General features: G+C 69.7%; 13 protein-coding genes. 10 read left to right on the forward strand and 3 right to left on the reverse strand.

Annotated features, from left to right (window positions below):
* Window positions 1-8 precede the first annotated feature (8 nt).
* The 6 genes from rplI (at window position 9) to dnaB (ending at window position 5982) form a co-directional block, all read left to right on the forward strand.
* Window positions 9-470, forward strand: a complete 462-nt coding sequence (gene rplI, locus ACWEOE_RS01850; RefSeq protein WP_452002497.1) for a 50S ribosomal protein L9 — start codon at window positions 9-11, stop codon at window positions 468-470.
* 207 nt (window positions 471-677) lie between these two features.
* Window positions 678-1040 (forward strand): hypothetical protein, encoded by a 363-nt coding sequence (locus tag ACWEOE_RS01855; RefSeq protein WP_452002499.1) that lies wholly within the window; start codon window positions 678-680, stop codon window positions 1038-1040.
* A 7-nt stretch (window positions 1041-1047) separates the two neighbouring features.
* Entirely contained in the window at window positions 1048-1644 is a 597-nt protein-coding gene (locus ACWEOE_RS01860) for a DUF3558 domain-containing protein (protein WP_452002502.1), read from the forward strand.
* Window positions 1645-1686: 42 nt separating this feature from the next.
* The gene (locus tag ACWEOE_RS01865) at window positions 1687-3075 is read left to right on the forward strand and encodes a hypothetical protein (protein ID WP_452002505.1); all 1389 of its coding nucleotides are present in this window, start codon (window positions 1687-1689) and stop codon (window positions 3073-3075) included.
* A gap of 11 nt (window positions 3076-3086) precedes the next feature.
* Complete coding sequence (locus tag ACWEOE_RS01870; RefSeq protein ID WP_452002508.1) at window positions 3087-3890, forward strand: ESX secretion-associated protein EspG; 804 nt, start codon at window positions 3087-3089, stop codon at window positions 3888-3890.
* Window positions 3891-4578: 688 nt separating this feature from the next.
* Window positions 4579-5982 carry a replicative DNA helicase gene (gene dnaB, locus ACWEOE_RS01875; protein ID WP_366587732.1) on the forward strand — a complete coding sequence of 468 codons (1404 nt, stop codon included), beginning with the start codon at window positions 4579-4581 and terminating at the stop codon, window positions 5980-5982.
* On the opposite strand, the gene ACWEOE_RS01880 is transcribed toward dnaB, so the two are convergent.
* Complete coding sequence (locus ACWEOE_RS01880) at window positions 5979-6356, reverse strand: hypothetical protein (RefSeq protein WP_452002511.1); 378 nt, start codon at window positions 6354-6356, stop codon at window positions 5979-5981. The two genes, dnaB and ACWEOE_RS01880, sit on opposite strands and share 4 nt — an antisense overlap.
* A gap of 709 nt (window positions 6357-7065) precedes the next feature.
* On the opposite strand from ACWEOE_RS01880, the gene ACWEOE_RS01885 reads away from it, so the two are divergent.
* The gene (locus tag ACWEOE_RS01885) at window positions 7066-7833 is read left to right on the forward strand and encodes a dioxygenase family protein (protein ID WP_452002514.1); all 768 of its coding nucleotides are present in this window, start codon (window positions 7066-7068) and stop codon (window positions 7831-7833) included.
* A 63-nt stretch (window positions 7834-7896) separates the two neighbouring features.
* Here the strand turns inward: ACWEOE_RS01885 and ACWEOE_RS01890 are convergent, their stop codons facing one another.
* Together ACWEOE_RS01890 and ACWEOE_RS01895 are read right to left on the reverse strand one after the other, a co-directional pair.
* Complete coding sequence (locus tag ACWEOE_RS01890; protein WP_452002517.1) at window positions 7897-11052, reverse strand: PE-PGRS family protein; 3156 nt, start codon at window positions 11050-11052, stop codon at window positions 7897-7899.
* A gap of 223 nt (window positions 11053-11275) precedes the next feature.
* Window positions 11276-12331 carry a hypothetical protein gene (locus ACWEOE_RS01895; protein WP_452002519.1) on the reverse strand — a complete coding sequence of 352 codons (1056 nt, stop codon included), beginning with the start codon at window positions 12329-12331 and terminating at the stop codon, window positions 11276-11278.
* A 309-nt stretch (window positions 12332-12640) separates the two neighbouring features.
* Between ACWEOE_RS01895 and ACWEOE_RS01900 the strand changes: the two genes are divergently transcribed.
* Genes ACWEOE_RS01900 through ACWEOE_RS01910 form a run of 3 tightly spaced genes read left to right on the forward strand, consistent with a single transcriptional unit; the run spans window position 12641 to window position 15680 of the window.
* Window positions 12641-13852, forward strand: a complete 1212-nt coding sequence (locus ACWEOE_RS01900; protein WP_452002522.1) for an AI-2E family transporter — start codon at window positions 12641-12643, stop codon at window positions 13850-13852.
* A complete protein-coding gene (gene macS / locus ACWEOE_RS01905) occupies window positions 13849-15033 on the forward strand; it encodes a MacS family sensor histidine kinase (RefSeq protein ID WP_452002525.1) in 1185 nt (394 codons plus the stop codon). The genes ACWEOE_RS01900 and macS overlap by 4 nt, the downstream gene beginning before the upstream one ends.
* Entirely contained in the window at window positions 15030-15680 is a 651-nt protein-coding gene (locus ACWEOE_RS01910) for a response regulator (RefSeq protein ID WP_452002528.1), read from the forward strand. Before macS ends, ACWEOE_RS01910 begins: the two co-directional genes overlap by 4 nt.
* The last annotated feature ends 2 nt before the right edge of the window (window positions 15681-15682 follow it).

Here is a 15682-nt window from a genome sequence, read left to right on the forward strand (position 1 = left end):
GGCTCGTCATGGCGAAGATCATTCTCACCACGGACGTGGCGAACCTCGGCGGCCCCGGCGACATCGTCGAGGTCAAGGACGGTTACGCCCGCAACTACCTGCTGCCGCGCGGCTACGCGATCCCGGCCAGCAAGGGTGCCGAGAAGAACGTGCGCACCATCCAGCGCGCGCAGGAGTCCCGGCGCATCCGCGACCTCGACCACGCCAAGGAAATCAAGGCGACCCTCGAGGGCCTCGGCGCCATCCAGCTGAACGGCAAGGCGGCGGAGGGCTCGAAGAAGCTCTTCGGCTCCATCACCGCCTCCGAGATCGTCGACGCCATCAAGGCCGCCGGCGGCCCGCTGCTCGACAAGCGCGTCCTGGACCTGCGCGACCACATCAAGACGGTCGGCAAGCACACCGTCCCGGCCCGCCTCCACCCCGACGTCAAGGTCGACGTCCGCCTCGAAGTCAAGGCGACGGCGGTCTGACCGGTTTTTGTTTTGCGCGAAGCGCCCCTCGGGTTCCGGCCCGAGGGGCGCTTCTCTTTCGGGTGATGCTTTGCCGGAACAAGATCAGTTTCGGCGGGCTCAATGGGGTCTCTTGAACCCGCGCGGGAACCAACGGCCGTGCGTTACCATCCAACCTGCTGATCTCGCCGTTTGGGGAGCGAGAGGTAGCCAAAGGGGGTAACGCCGATGTCCGATGTTCCACCACCCGCGCCGATCAAGGTCGGCAGCTACGGAACAGCCGGTGGGTACCAGTTCAGCGAGGAAGAAGTCGACGGCGTCATCAAGCAGTGGGAAGACCTCCTCGGGCACCTGTCCGATGACCTCGGCAAAGCTCAAGCGATCTCCGATGTGAAAGCGCCGGCCGACGAATTCGCCAGCCACGACTTCATCAACAAGGGTTCGAACCCGTCCGGACAGACGCTGCTCCTCCAGCACCAGCGCATGCACGACTACGTCTCGAACTTCATCACCGCGCTCAAAGCCGCGAAGAACAAAATCACGTACCACGAGCAGGAACAACGCGACGCCCTCAACAAGACTGGAGCCTGAGTACCACATGCAGTCCCGCACCCTTCGACTCGCCGCAGGCACTGTCGCCGCCCTCGCCTTGCTCACGGCTTGCAGCGGTGGAACCGGCGGGGTGACGCCGCCGTCTGCCACCGGCAGTTCAGCCAGCGCCCCGAGTGGCGGTTCGGGACCCAAGGTGCCGGCTCCGCTGCCGACCAAGGACTTGCTGAGTGACCCGTGCAGCGCCCTCACCTCGGCAGAAGCGACACAGGTCGGGCTGGCGTCTCCCGGGCGGAAGACCGATGGGGAACTGAGCGGCTGCACCTGGACGTCGTCGGGCAACGGGCAGAACTTCGTCGCGATCAACGTCGCGCCGCAGAACCGCAACGGGATCAGCGACATCTATGACCAGAAGGCCGACCAGGCGTACTTCGAGACTGTGACCGTGGACGGCTACCCCGGCGCATTCACTTCGAAGGCCGACCTGCGCCCCAGTGGCAACTGCCAGTTGTGGCTCGGCGTGACCGACCAGCTGGCCGTGTCCATCAACCCTCAGCTCAGCGTCGGACCGAACAAAGCCGACCCGTGCGGGTACGCCAAGAGGTTCGCGACGACGTTCATCGCACATCTCAAGAGGGCGGCGTGATCACCACGCGGCCGACACACGGTTCGGAAGGAGTGGCACATTATGGGGAATGATGCCAACACCGTCGGCAAGGAACTGAAGTACGCAGCGGGCGGGGCGGTCGCCGGTGCTGCCGTCGGCTCCGTGGTGCCGGTCGTCGGCACCGCGGTCGGTGCCGTCGCGGGCGCGGCCGTGGGCAGCCTGGTAGGGCTCTTCAGCGGTGGTCCCGAAGCTCAGCAGCAGTCGGCCAACCTGGGTGGCCGCTCTATCGACGCGTACACGATCTACCAGAAGATCAAGGCCGGCGACACGACGTCGCTCACCACCGGGGTGACTGCCGCCCAGAACCTGCAGAAGGTCCACGACGGGCGGGTCACCGAGATCGACAACCTGAACAAGCAGATGGACGCCGCCTGGCAGGGTGGCGGTGCGACGGCCGCTCAGGCCGGGGCGCACCCACTCGGCATCTGGTTGCAGGATTCGGTGAACAACCTCGGCAAGAGCCACACCTACCTCAACACCCAGGTCGACTGTTTCGGCACCGTCAAGACGAAGGTGCAGGACATCCCGAAGGATCCGCCGTCCGCGGGCTTCCTGGACGGAGTCAATCCGTTCAGTGACAAAGACGACGAGATCAACGACTACAACAACAACGCCAAGGCCAACGTCGACGCGTACACCAATTACTTCAACGCCTCCGGTGCAAACGCCCAAGGTCTGCCGCAGTACAGCGCGTGGCAGGGCAACAACCTGTCCGGCCCGCCCAGTGGCCCGAATCTCCCCGGCGGCCCCGGTGGTGGCGGCAAACTTCCCGGCGTCGGCGGCCCGGGCGGTGGTGGCGGAAGCAGCTTCAACCCGGCCGACATGCCCAAGTTCGAAGCCAAGCCGACCGACTTCTCCACCGGCCACACCGGTGGCAACGACCCGAACAACCCCAACGGCACGATCGGCACGGGGATCCCGACCGGGACCTACAACCCGACCGGCTCGGACAGCACGACCGCGCAGGGCTTCACGCCGTCGTCGTTCGATTCGAGTGGGTTCGGGCCTGGTGGGGCCGGCGGGTTCGGCCCGGGCGGTGGCGCCGGGAGCTTCGGCCCTGGTGGTAGTGGCGGTGGGTTCGGCAGCGGTGGCGGTGCTGGCTCGGGTGCTGTCGCGGGCTTCGGGCCGGGCGCGTTCGGCGGTGGGGCGTTCGGGTCCGGGGGCGCGGCATCCGGTGCGGCGGCAGGGCTCGGCGAAGGTGCGGCCGGCGGGGCCGGCATGCGTGGCGGGGCCATGGGCGCCGCAGGCAAGGCCGGCGCGTCCGGAATGGGCGGCATGGGTGCGGGCGGCGCCAAGGGCGGCAAGGGCACCGAGGACGAGGAACACCAGACCAAGTACCTCGTCGAGGAAGATGCCAACGATCTGTTCGGCACCGACGAGCTGACCGCGCCACCCGTGATTGGTGAATGAGGCACAACGACGTGATCACTCTCGACCGACCGATCAAGTTCACCCTCCCGACGCTGTTCAACTTGATCAAGCGTCGGGGCGGTGAACCTCACCAGACGTTCTCCGATGTGCCCGTGTTCCACGACCCGGATGCCGAGCGCAGCCTCGATCTCCAGGTCAACGCGGCGTTGACCGAGATGGGTCTGATGGGGCCGCGCGGGATGGACCGCGATCTGCTCGGCCTGATCGAGTCGATCTCGCACCCGCAGGTCGAGTACTACGGCTGGTTCGACGGGCAATTCGGAGACGGCAGCCCCTCGCAGTACTCGGTGCTGGTCGGCAGCGGCAAAGGTGGCGGGTTCGGTCTGGTCAAGGTCGCGGGCGAAAACACCGTGACGCTGCAGCAGCAGCGGCCCGACCTGCTGCTCCCCACCTTCCTCGACCTGCTCCCCTTCGCGCAGGGGGCACCCGGGCAGCCGCTGGTCACCAGCAAGTCCGAGTTCCAGAGCGGGCACGCCGCGGGGTCCGAGGACGTGTCGCAGCGGTCGATCATGCAGACGGGGACCGGGCGGAACGAGGCGCTTGCGCCGCTCAAGGAGATCCAGCGGATCCTGAAGGCGCCGCGGACCGGGGCGGGGTCGTTGTACGTCGCGACGCGGCCGAGTGGTGGGCGGCGCCGGCGGATTCCGAAGCCGATCAACTTCGTCGACACCGCCGAGGGGCGGTGGCTGATGGAGGAGCGGCCCGGACGCGACGACTCGCTCATCGTGTTCACGCCGGGTACACCGAAGGCCATCGGGGACCGGTTGAGGACCGCGCACGGCGCGTTGGGCTGACCCAAAGCACTACTCCGGGTGGGGTTTCGAGTGCGGCACGTTCAGGTTGCCGCCAGGTGAACCCCACCCGGTTTTGCGTTGCGACCGGCCTACCAGCGGGTTCTCACTCAGTGGTTACTGAGCGCACCAAAACGCGCGCCTCGACCGGTGTCTCCCACTCCTTCAGCCCACCGTGTCATGCCTCTACGCTCCGTAGCATTCATCCACAGGCATGTGTGCACACGCCCGGGCGACACGCCGAACAACCCAGTCCGCGCGACACGCCGGACGAGTTTCGACGAAGTTCTCCACAGTCTCTACACAGGCCTTGACCTGCGGATCTTCTGAAGCTGATCAGGACTGTCCCCAACTTGTCCACAGCGTGGCGGCTGCCTGTGACTGGTTGCCCGTAGTCGTCCACAAGTTATCCACAGGACGGTCAACACCCGGAATTGCGCTCCTCCGTCCGGGGGATCTAGCGTGCCCTCTCGGCCAGCACTCACGGTGGCGCCCGGCGTGGCAGATCACGAGTGAGGGGGACGCCGGTCCATCATCAACGAGGGTCCGGCGGTGGGCTGGGAAAGTCGGAGAGGATCCGGCATAATCGAACAGGTGTTCGCACGAGGAGCGGCACTGTTCGACACAGGACGTGACGAGTGGCAGGGGATGACCGCGGCTTTGCCCGCCGGTCGAGGAGGTGTCCGGGGCGGTGGCGCTGACCGACGACCGCGGTCCGATGTACGACTCGGACTCCGATCCGGGGCCGAGTGACCCAGGTCCGGGGTTCGACCGGCAGCCGCCGCAGGACATGGCGGCGGAGCAGTCCGTGCTGGGCGGCATGCTGCTGTCGAAGGATGCGATCGCCGACGTGATCGAGGCGCTCGGGCCCGGCGATTTCTACCGGCCCGCGCACCAGGCGGTGTACGACTGCATCCTCGACCTCTACGGCCGCGGCGAACCGGCCGACCCGATCACGGTGTCGGCGGAGCTCGAGCGCCGCGGGGAGCTCGGGCGCGTCGGCGGAGCGCCGTACCTGCACACGCTCATCGCGACCGTCCCCACCGCGGCCAACGCCGGGTACTACGCCGAGATCGTCGCCGAGAAGGCGGTGCTGCGCCGGCTCGTGGAGGCGGGCACGCGCATCGTGCAGTACGGCTACGGCGCGGCGGCGGCCGACGGCGCGAACATCGACGAAGTGGTCGACCGCGCGCAGGCCGCGATCTACGACGTGACCGAGCGCCGCACCAGCGAGGACTACGTCGCCCTCGAAGACTTGCTGCAGCCGACCATGGACGAGATCGACGCGATCGCGTCACGCGGCGGCCAGTCGCAGGGCATCCCGACCGGGTTCGCCGACTTCGACGAGCTCACCAACGGCCTGCACCCCGGCCAGATGATCATCGTCGCCGCTCGCCCCGGTGTCGGTAAGTCGACCCTGGGCCTTGACTTCGTGCGGTCCGCCTCGATCCGCCACGGCCTGACCAGCGTCATCTTCTCGCTGGAAATGAGCCGCACCGAGATCGTGATGCGCATGCTCTCGGCCGAGGCCAAGATCCGCCTCGCCGACATGCGCGGCGGCAAGATGTCCGACGACGACTGGACCCGCCTGGCCCGCCGCATGAGCGAGGTCTCCGAAGCTCCGCTGTTCGTCGACGACTCGCCGAACATGACGATGATGGAGATCCGCGCGAAGGCCCGCCGGCTCAAGCAGCGCCACGACCTCAAGCTCGTGGTCGTCGACTACCTCCAGCTGATGACGTCGGGCAAGCGCGTGGAATCCCGTCAGCAGGAAGTCTCGGAGTTCTCGCGGCAGCTGAAACTGCTCGCCAAGGAGATCGAAGTGCCGGTCATCGCGATCTCGCAGCTCAACCGTGGTCCGGAACAGCGCACCGACAAGAAGCCGATGCTCTCCGACCTCCGTGAGTCCGGCTCGCTGGAGCAGGACGCCGACATCGTCATCCTGATCAACCGCCCCGACGCGTGGGAGCGCGACGACCCCCGCGCCGGCGAAGCCGACCTCATCCTGGCGAAGCACCGCGCCGGCCCAACGAGCACGATCGTCGTCGCGCACCAGCTGCACTACAGCCGGTTCGCCGACCTCGCCCACGACTAGCTCGGGAGCCAGGCCGCCATCGTCTTGTACTCGGCGTACAGGGTCGGCGGAAGAGTCTCTGCGGCGGGTTTTTCGCGCTCGGGCAGGTAGCTGAACATCTCCAGGAACCCGACGGCGGTCGCGTTCTCCACCTTCGGGTCCCTGCGGAACTCGGCGTCCAGCACCGCCGCGACCGCCCTGGCCTGCGCGAACTCGCCGGGCTCGCCACGACGCCAGGCCTCGAGGTACCACACACCGAGGGCATCGAAGTAGAGGCTCGGCAGCAGCTCACCGTGGTCGGCGAGGTGCTGTTCGAGCAACTCGACCGCGCGCGCGGCACCGGCGGCGGCTTGGGCAACCCGCAGGTGCTCGCCCGAAGCGAACGGTTCAGCCATGCCGCCAGCCTGCCGTCCCCATCCGCGACCCAGCGCTTCGTAGTTCGTGATGAAACTCGTGGGCAGGCAGCCCGGCTTCCGTCGCGCGATCCTTCTACTTGCCTGTCCATCCCGCCCCAGAACAGGCCCCCGCCCACCTCGGGGGGACGGCCCCGCTCCAGTTTACCGAGGTCAGGGGCCTGAAAACGGCTGGCGAGAAATCTGTGGACAACTGGCGCCAGGGCGGACGAGCTGTGGATAACCGGCGCCGGGAGGGCCAGCCGCGGACAACCGGCGCGACGAGGAGCCGGCCGCGGATAACCCAACGCCAGAAGGGACCGGCCGCCGACGACCGGCGCCAGAAGGGACCAGCCGCCGACAACCGGCGCCAGAAGGGACCAGCCGCCGACAATCGGCGCGAGGAGGAGTCAGCTGTGGACAACCGGTGCCAGGAGGGACCAACTGCGGACCACCCAGACAGGCGGCCACGCACCTACGCGAAACCCCCGAACACGCACGTCGACGATCGCAGGGCCGCCGCATCGCACAATGCCCTGGCGAGCGACCGAAGCACGCCGTTGTTGGAAGAAAATAGCGGCGACCCCTCGCCCTTCCATCCCGGCAGCCCAACCCTCGCCACCGAAGCGCAAGACCGTTCGGAGGAAATATCGCCGCCCCGCCCAGCGTCAAGTACTCTAGTAGTTGAAGTTTCAAACACTTGGAGGCACGCATGGCCCGCACCCCGGTTCTCTACCTCAGCCACGGTGCGCCGCCGCTTGCGGATGATGCGACGTGGACGCGGCAGCTCGCGGGGTGGTCCGCGGATCTGCCGAAGCCGAAGGCGATCCTCGTGGTGTCGGCGCACTGGGAGGAGGCGCCGCTGACGCTCGGGGCGACCGAAACCGTGCCTCTCGTGTACGACTTCTGGGGCTTTCCCGATCGCTTCTACCAGGTGAAATACGCCGCACCCGGTGCGCCGGAGCTGGCCGCGAAGGTGCGGAAGCTACTGAAGTCCACGACTCCCGTGCACGACGCGCCCGACCGCGGCCTCGACCACGGTGCGTACGTGCCGCTCGTCGAGATGTACCCCGAGGCCGACGTCCCCGTGCTGCAGGTGTCGATGCCGTCACTCGACCCGCAGGTGCTGTTCGACCTCGGCCGCAAGCTCGCGCCGCTGCGGGACGAAGGTGTGCTGATCATCGGCAGCGGCTTCTTCACCCACAACCTCAGCGCCATGCGCGAGACCGACGGCACCGACGGCACACCGCCGCAGTGGTCCAGCGAGTTCGACCACTGGGGCAACGAGGTAATCCAGCACGGTGACGTCGACGCGCTGCTCGACTTCCAGCACAAGGCGCCGGCCGCCGCCGTCGCGCACCCGCGCATCGAGCACTTCGCGCCGCTGTTCGTCACGCTCGGCGCGGGCGATTCGGCCGGCCGCACCGTGATCGACGGCTTCTGGCACGGTCTCGCGAAGCGTTCGCTCGAATTTTCCTGACGCACCAATACAAAACGGGCCCGGAAGCTGGCTGCTTCCGGGCCCGTTTCGGGATTGCCTAGCTCACTTCTTGAAGAAGCCGGTCACCTTCGCGGCCAGCTGCTGGATCATCGCCAGGGGCGAGGAGTCCATGCCCGACAGCGCCGGGACGGCGGGCAGGCCCGCGGTCGGCAGCGCCGGGACGGCGGGCAGCGCCGGCAGACCCGCGGTCGGCAGCGCCGGGACACCCGACGTCGGCAGCGCGACGGGCAGAGCCGGCAGCGCCGTCACGGCGGGGAGCTGCTGCAGCGTCGGCAGGTTCGCCTTCACCGGGAGCTGAGCCGGCAGAGCCGGCAGGTCGGCGCGCTCGCCACCGACGGGCAGACCCGGCAGGTGCACGCCGCTACCCAGACCCGACACGGTCGGCAGGGAGGTGGCGCCCTTGAGCTGGCCCAGCTCGTTCAGGGCCGAGAGCCCGCTGACCGGCAGGTCGGCGCGCTCGGCACCCGGCAGCATCGCCATCGCGGGCAGGCCCGGGAGAGCACCGGCGTCCGGCAGGGCCGGCAGCGCGGGCAGGCCCGGAAGCGCACCGGCGTCCGGCAGCGCGGGCAGACCCGGCATGGCGCCACCCGTGGGGAGCGACGACAGCGCGGGCAGCGCCGGCAGCTGAGCGGCACCGAGCTCGTTGCCGAGCGGGGTGTCGATCGACGGCTCGGACACGACGGTGTTGTCGGTGCCCTCCGCGGTCGCGGTGCCCAGCAGCTCCAGCGGGACGCCGAAGACCGGGACGTTCACCGGCAGGTGGTGGTAGAAGTTGTAGCCCGAGAGGGCGCTTCCGTCACCGTCGGTGGTGGGGGTGCCGCCGTTGGTGGCGGTGATGTTGTTGTCACCGGTCGCGTGGGCGACACCGGCCGCGGAAACGGCGTTGGTCACCACGTGCGGAACGGCGCTCACGGGGATGTCGAGGATGTTGCCCGAGACCGAGCCCTCGACGCCCGACGTGGTGTCGTCACCGGCAGCCGTCACGTCCTGCGTGTTCGTGCTGTCGGCCGAGGACACGCCCGCCGCGGAGACCGAGTCCGCCACGACCGGGACGGCCGCCAGCGGGTCGGCACCGATGACGTTGCCCGCCACCGCGCCCGCGTTGCCGTTGGTCAGCGAGGAGCCGCCCGCGGTCGACGCGACGTCGTTCGAACCGGCCGCGTGGCCCAGCGCCGCACCCGCGACACCGGTGCCCGACGGGTTCACGGCACCGGCGATCGGCGCCTTGACGATGTTGCCGGCGAGGCCGCCGTCCTTGCCGTCGGTGAGCGCGTTGCCACCAGCGGTCGAGTCGGTCAGGTTGTCGGCCTGGGCGGTGCCGATGCCGGCCACCGCGCCGCCGATCCCGTGGCCCTGGACGGGCAGCGAGACCGGAGCTTCGACGATGTTGCCGGCGGCCGCGCCGCCGGTGCCCTTCGCGTGAGCGTCCCAGCCGGCACCCGAGGTGGTGTCACCGGTCGCGGTGCCGTGGCCCTGGCCCACGAACGCGCCGCCGATGCCGAAGACCTGCACCGGGGCCGACACCGGGGCGGTGCCGAGGTTCGAGCTCAGGAAGCCGTTGTCGTCGTCGGTGTTGCCACCGCCGCCGCCCTGGACGACCTTGGTCTCGTGCGCGTCGCCCGAGCCCTGGCCGATGAACGAGCCACCGACGCCGAAGACCTCGGCGGGCACGCCCACCGGGACCTGGACGACGTTGCCCGAGCCCGAGGAGTCGTTGCCCTGGCTGCCGTCGTAGCCACCGGCCGTGACGGTCTTGGTCTCGTTCGACGTGCCCGACGCGTTGCCGATGTGGCTGCCGCCGATGCCGTGCACCTCGGGAGCGCCCGCCACCTGGCTGTTGACGACGTTGCCGCCCAGCACGGTGTCGTTGCCGCGGGTGTAGCTGCCGTTGCCGGCGTTGGCGTCGGTGGTGTTGTCGCACGCGGCGTGCGCGTTGCCGATGTAGGTGCCGCCGACACCGCACACCTCGACGGGCAGGGCCACGGCCGGGTCGACCACGTTGCCCGCGCCCGCGGCCTGCTGGCCGGTGGTCTTGACGAAGCCGCCGGAGTCGACGGTGCTGGAGTGCGAGCTGCCCACGGAACGCTCGGGCGACATGCCCGTGGTGGCGTTGCCGATCCAGGAGCCCGCCACGCTCGCGACGTTCGCGATCGGGCTGAGCTGCGCCGCCGCGGCGTTGCCGCCGAGGAACGACCCGTCACCGTCGGTCTCGAGGTAGGTCGGGATGCCCTTGAGGCTGCCCGGCCGCGTGTCGCCGGCCTTCGCGTCGGCCGAGGAGCTGGAGGACGCGTCGGCGTCCGAGCCCCACACGCCACCGGCGTTGCCGTTGAACTTCACCGGCAGGGCGATGGGCGCGCCCACCACGTTGCCGGTGCCCGCGCCGCCCTTGCCGTCGGTCAGCGCGGAGCCGCCCGAGGTGGCCGTGGTGTCGGCGGTGTACTGACTGTAGCCGTTGCCCAGGATCCAGGACGCGGCGTTGCCGGTCACCTGCACCGGGGTGGCGAACTGCCCCGCGACGACGTTGCCGGACAGGCCCGAGCCCTTGCCGGTGGTGTCGATGTTGCCGGTCTCGCTGGTGCTCTGGCTGGCCGAGCCGCCGTGCACCGCGCCGGACCCGCCCGCGAGGCCGACGCCGTTGCCGGCCAGCTGCACGGGGAGCGCCCAGTCGAGGGCGACGACGTTGCCCGCGAGCCCGGAGTTCTTGCCGGAGGTCGCGATGTCCTGGTTGTGCGAGTAGGTCTGCTCGTGCGACTTGCCGTCGACGTTCGCGTCACCCAGCACACCGACGGCGTTGTCGACGATCTGGATCGGCACGACGAGGTCGCCGGAGACCTTGTTGCCCTTGAGGGCGTCGTGGGTCGGCGTCAGCTGCCGCGGCGCGTCGGCCTTCGGCAGGCTGTCCGTCAGGTTGCTCGCCGCACCGCCGGGGCTCTTCGCCGAAGCGAGCGCGTCCTTCACAGCGGAGGTGACGGGCTTGGTGCTGACCTCACCCTGGTAACCGGGAACGTCCACCTGACCCAGCGGGGTGCCGATGGCGTTGTTGTCGACGTCGACCGGAACGGTGACGTTGAGGTCGAGCGGGGAGGCCGGGGTGTCAGGGTTGACGTTTTCGTCGGCCGAGGCGATGCCGGTGCCCAGCATCAACAACCCACCCGTGACCAACGCGGTCTGGAGTCCGCGCTTTGCCCAGGTCTGCATGGGGTTTTTCTCCTTCATTTCGGGTTCCCTTGCGGGCTTGTGGGGGTGCGCATTTCGCCGTGATCAATCGAGGGAAAGCGCACCGTGTGAGAGGTGGTGCGAGGGCGAGCGCGAAAAGTGCGCATCGCGAGAAAACCCGCGGGGTTCAGTCGGTGACGCGAAGCCGGCACGACGAAGGTGCCCGGACTTCAGGACGCGTCAGCGACCCCGCGGGTGAGGTGAATCAGTCAGGAGTGACGCCGGGCTGGTGGCCCGGGCTGAGCGGCGTGTGCCGCACACCGGCGCGGGTCGAACCCGCCACGGCGTTGTCGACGGCGGCGGTGACCCAGGAGGGGACACCGAAGTTGAGGCCGTCGAGGTGACCACCGGGGGCGGAGTTGCCGCCGCCACCGGGGACAGTCGGGATGGAGGGGGGCGCGATCGGAAGCTGCGCCGGGGAGAACGGGTCGGGCAGGTTGCGGTGGTCGCCGCGCGAGGGCGCGCCGGCTTCGTCGCCTGCCGCGAAGTCTTCGTGCGCGGAGCGGTCGAAGATCGCCCGCAGCGCGTCGGAGGTGGAAACCGCCGCAGCTCCGAGGTTCTGCGCCGTGTCGCCGGTGGTGGCCGTGGCGGCCGCGACAGGCGCGGCCGGTTCGACCGGCGAACCCGGGAGCTCGGGGAGGTCGACCAGCGAACCCGTGTGGCTCGGGTCGAGCAGGTCCCACACCTTGCGGCCGAAGTCCTGCGCCTCGGGCGACGGGGCCGTGGCCTCGTCGATCACGCGGCGGGTGTCCTCGGGCTTGCGGGCGATGTGCTCGACCGCGCCGAGCGTGCGGTGCGCGGGCTGCAGCACGGCGTCTTCACCGAGGTCGGTCACGGCGTCGCTGACGCGCCCGGCCACCTCGTGGTCGGCCGTGGTGCGCACCTGGTCGCGGTGCGGGCCACCGATGTGGTCGCGCGGGTCGAGCGAGCAGATCGGCCGGTCGTGACCCGGCTCGGACCACGTGGTGGCGTCCTGCTCGCACGCAGAGACGTTCTGCACGGCGCCCGCGGCGGTGCCGGCGACGCTGCCGGCGAACTCCGAGACACCGCGCGTGACGTCACCGAGGTTGGCCACCGTCGCGTCGGTCACCGGCGTGACGCTGACGTCGCCGGCCTGGATCGTGTCGGCCGACGCGGCGGTGGAGGAGATGGCCCACGCGGCGGCGGTCGCGGCGACCGCGCCACCGAGGACGAACAGCGCACGCGACGCGAGACGGCCGACGCGCATCGCGTCCCGCCCCTCGTTCGCCGCGTTCGTCACTCGTGCTTCTCCTCAACGTGAAAGTTCGTGACTTGAAATGGTTTCCCGGATTCGGCGAAATGACGTTCCGCATCTCCGGTGCGGAACCGAGAGAACCAGGAGCCGCCCCCGTCACGCATCCTTGACACGGCTTAATGCCACCATCGTGTGAACAACACAGAGTGTGGTCCGATCTCACGGCCCGTGATCACGACTGGCGGCGCGCGGTTACTCCGCGGTCGGCTGTCAAGCGCCACTTCGGGCGAACCACGGGACGCACCACCGCGATTGGCACCGGGAATGTCGGGGTAGACCGATACGGTGGGCACCGTGAGCCAGCCACCACGCGGACGGCGCGAGCAACCGTTCCTCGCCGAGAGCAACGACATCACCGGCCTGGTCCCGAGAGGACTGCGGGTCGCCGCCGCGCTCGGGTGGCGGTTCATCGTCGTGATCGCCGCGCTGTACGCGGTGCTCTGGCTGATGGGCTACCTGGCGGCGGTGGTCATCCCCGTGTCGATCGCGCTGCTGCTCGCGGCGCTGCTCGCGCCCGCGGTCGGAAAGCTCGTGCAGTACCGCTTCCCGCGCGGGCTCGCCACCGCGATCGTGCTGATCGCCGGCCTGGCGGTGCTGGGCGGGCTGCTCACGTTCGTGATCACGCAGTTCTCCAGCGGACTGCCGCAGCTGCAGCAACAGCTGAACAACAGCCTCAACCAGATCAAGGACTGGCTCACCAACGGGCCGATCCACCTGCGCCAGGAACAGATCCAGGACTTCCTCAGCAACGCCATCGGCTTCATCCAGAACAACCAGGCCTCGCTCACCAACACCGCGCTGACCACGGCGGGCACCGTCGGCGAGATCCTCACCGGGTTCGTGCTCACGCTGTTCGTCACGATCTTCTTCCTGGCCGGTGGCAACCAGATCTGGTCGTTCCTGGTGCGCGGCATCCCCCATCGCGTGCGCAAGCGCGTCGATGTCGCAGGGCGCCGCGGTTTCGCGTCGCTCGTCAGCTACATCCGCGCGACAGCCGCAGTGGCGGTGGTCGATGCGGTGGGCATCGGCATCGGGCTGTGGATCGTCGGCGTACCGCTGGTGATCCCGCTGGCGACACTGGTGTTCCTCGGCGCGTTCATCCCGATCATCGGTGCGGTGATCGCGGGCGGGGTCGCGGTGCTGATCGCCTTGGTGACCAAGGGGTTCATCGGCGCGATCATCGTGCTGGCCATCGTGATCGGCGTGATGCAGCTGGAAAGCCATGTGCTGCAACCGTTGCTGCTCGGGCGTGCCGTGCGGCTGCACCCGCTGGCCGTGGTGCTCGCGATCGCCACCGGTCTCGTCGCGGCGGGCATCGCCGGCGCGCTGCTGGCCGTGCCGCTGCTGGCCGTGCTCAACGCGGGCATCCGGTCGCTGCTGCACGAACACGACCCGGATCCCGAAAGCGTCGACGTGCTCCACGACCAGGCGGCGCAACCCAACGACGCCGAACCGGGCTCCGACGACGCCGAAGTGCCGACTCGGGGCGACGAAGAGGAGAAGTGAGCACGCCGACGACCCGCGACCCGGCAACTCCGCTGTGGCGTGGGGTGGTGGTGCTGCGCGTGGTCACGTGGGCGTTCGCGCTCGGCGTGGTGATCGCGCACAGCCGTGAGTTCCAGCGGCCGTGGCTGGCGTGGGCCGTCGTCGGCGCGATGGGCCTGTGGACGCTGGTGTCGTGTGTCGCGTACGCGCGCGAGAGCAGCCGTCACCGCTGGCTCGTCGTGCTCGACGTGGTGCTCACGACCGGGCTGATGTTGCTGTCGCCCTTCATCCTGTCCGACGTCCAGTACGCCGAGGCCGCGCCGCTGATCACCACGGTGTGGGCCGCGGTGGCCCCCATCGCCGCGGCCGTCTGCTTCGGCGCGGGCGGTGGCGTGGCCGCGGGGTTCGTGGTGGCGGTGGGCACCGGTGTCGCGCGCGAAACGCTGGACCTCGACGTGTTCCGCGACGGCGTGCTGCTGTGCGCGAGCAGCCTGCTGGTCGGCATGGCGGCCACCACGGCGCGGCGCTCGGCGGAGGCGCTCGCGCTCGCGTTGCGCACGGAAGCTGCGACAGCAGAACGAGAACGGCTCGCGCGCTCGATCCACGACAGCGTGCTGCAGGTGCTCGCACGCGTGCGCCGGCGGGGCATGGAGGTCGGCGGCGAGGCGGCCGACCTGGCGCGGCTCGCCGGTGAGCAGGAGATCGCGTTGCGCGCGCTGGTGACCACCGAGCCGTCGTGGGTGGCGAGCAACGGGACCGCGGACCTGCGCTCGGCGTTGCAGCTGCTGGCCACGCCGACCGTGCAGGTCGCCACCCCCGCGGGCACGGTGGACCTGCCGGCGCACGTGACCTCGGAGCTGGTGGCGGTCGCGCGTGAGGCGCTGTCCAATGTGGAGAAACACGCTGGTCCTGACGCGCGGGCGTGGGTGCTGCTGGAGGACCTGGGCGGCGAGGTCGTGGTGAGCATCCGCGACGACGGACCGGGGATCCCCGAAGGCCGGCTCGCGCGTGCGGAGGCGGACGGGCACCTCGGTGTGGTGGAGTCCATCCGGGGCCGGGTGCGTGATCTCGGCGGCACTGCGACCCTGGACAGCGCTCCGGGCCGCGGCACGGAGTGGGAGGTGCGGGTGCCGGACCCGACTGTGCCGGACAGGACTGCCCCGAACACGACTGGGCCGAACGCGAAGAGGGGCGGACGATGACGATCTCGGTGATGGTGGTCGACGACCACCCCATCTGGCGCGACGGCGTGGCCCGCGACCTGGGCGAGAACGGCTTCGACGTGCGCGCGACGGCGCCGGACGCCCCGGCCGCCGTGCGCATCGCCCGCACCGTGCGACCCGACGTGGTGCTGATGGACCTCAACCTCGACGGCACCTCCGGCGTCGACGCGACCCGCGAGATCACCACGGAGCTGCCGGACACGCGCGTGCTGGTGCTGTCGGCGTCCGGCGAGCACTCCGACGTGCTCGAGGCCGTGAAGGCGGGTGCTTCGGGGTACCTGGTCAAGTCGGCGTCGGTCGCCGAGCTCGTGGACGCCGTGCGCCGCACGGCCGAGGGTGACCCGGTGTTCACGGCGGGCCTGGCGGGGCTCGTGCTGGGGGAGTACCGGCGGATGGCCGACACGCCCTCGTCGTCGGCGCCGTCGCCGCCGCGGCTCACCGAGCGCGAGACGGACGTGCTGCGCTTGGTCGCGAAGGGCCTCACCGCCCGCCAGATCGCGGAGCGGCTGGTGCTGTCGCACCGCACGGTGGAGAACCACGTGCAGTCGACGTTGCGGAAGCTCCAGCTGCACAACCGCGTGGAGCTGGCGCGGTATGTGATCGAGCACGGGCTCGACGCGGACTGAGG

It is taken from the genome of Amycolatopsis sp. NPDC004368, from assembly GCF_053602515.1.

Coding starts and splice junctions, on each gene's coding strand:
- rplI (WP_452002497.1), top strand. CDS start 9: ATGGCGAAGATCATTCTCACCACGGACGTGGCGAACCTCGGCGGCCCC.
- ACWEOE_RS01855 (WP_452002499.1), top strand. CDS start 678: ATGTCCGATGTTCCACCACCCGCGCCGATCAAGGTCGGCAGCTACGGA.
- ACWEOE_RS01860 (WP_452002502.1), top strand. CDS start 1,048: ATGCAGTCCCGCACCCTTCGACTCGCCGCAGGCACTGTCGCCGCCCTC.
- ACWEOE_RS01865 (WP_452002505.1), top strand. CDS start 1,687: ATGGGGAATGATGCCAACACCGTCGGCAAGGAACTGAAGTACGCAGCG.
- ACWEOE_RS01880 (WP_452002511.1), bottom strand. CDS start 6,356: ATGGCTGAACCGTTCGCTTCGGGCGAGCACCTGCGGGTTGCCCAAGCC.
- ACWEOE_RS01885 (WP_452002514.1), top strand. CDS start 7,066: ATGGCCCGCACCCCGGTTCTCTACCTCAGCCACGGTGCGCCGCCGCTT.
- ACWEOE_RS01890 (WP_452002517.1), bottom strand. CDS start 11,052: ATGCAGACCTGGGCAAAGCGCGGACTCCAGACCGCGTTGGTCACGGGT.
- ACWEOE_RS01910 (WP_452002528.1), top strand. CDS start 15,030: ATGACGATCTCGGTGATGGTGGTCGACGACCACCCCATCTGGCGCGAC.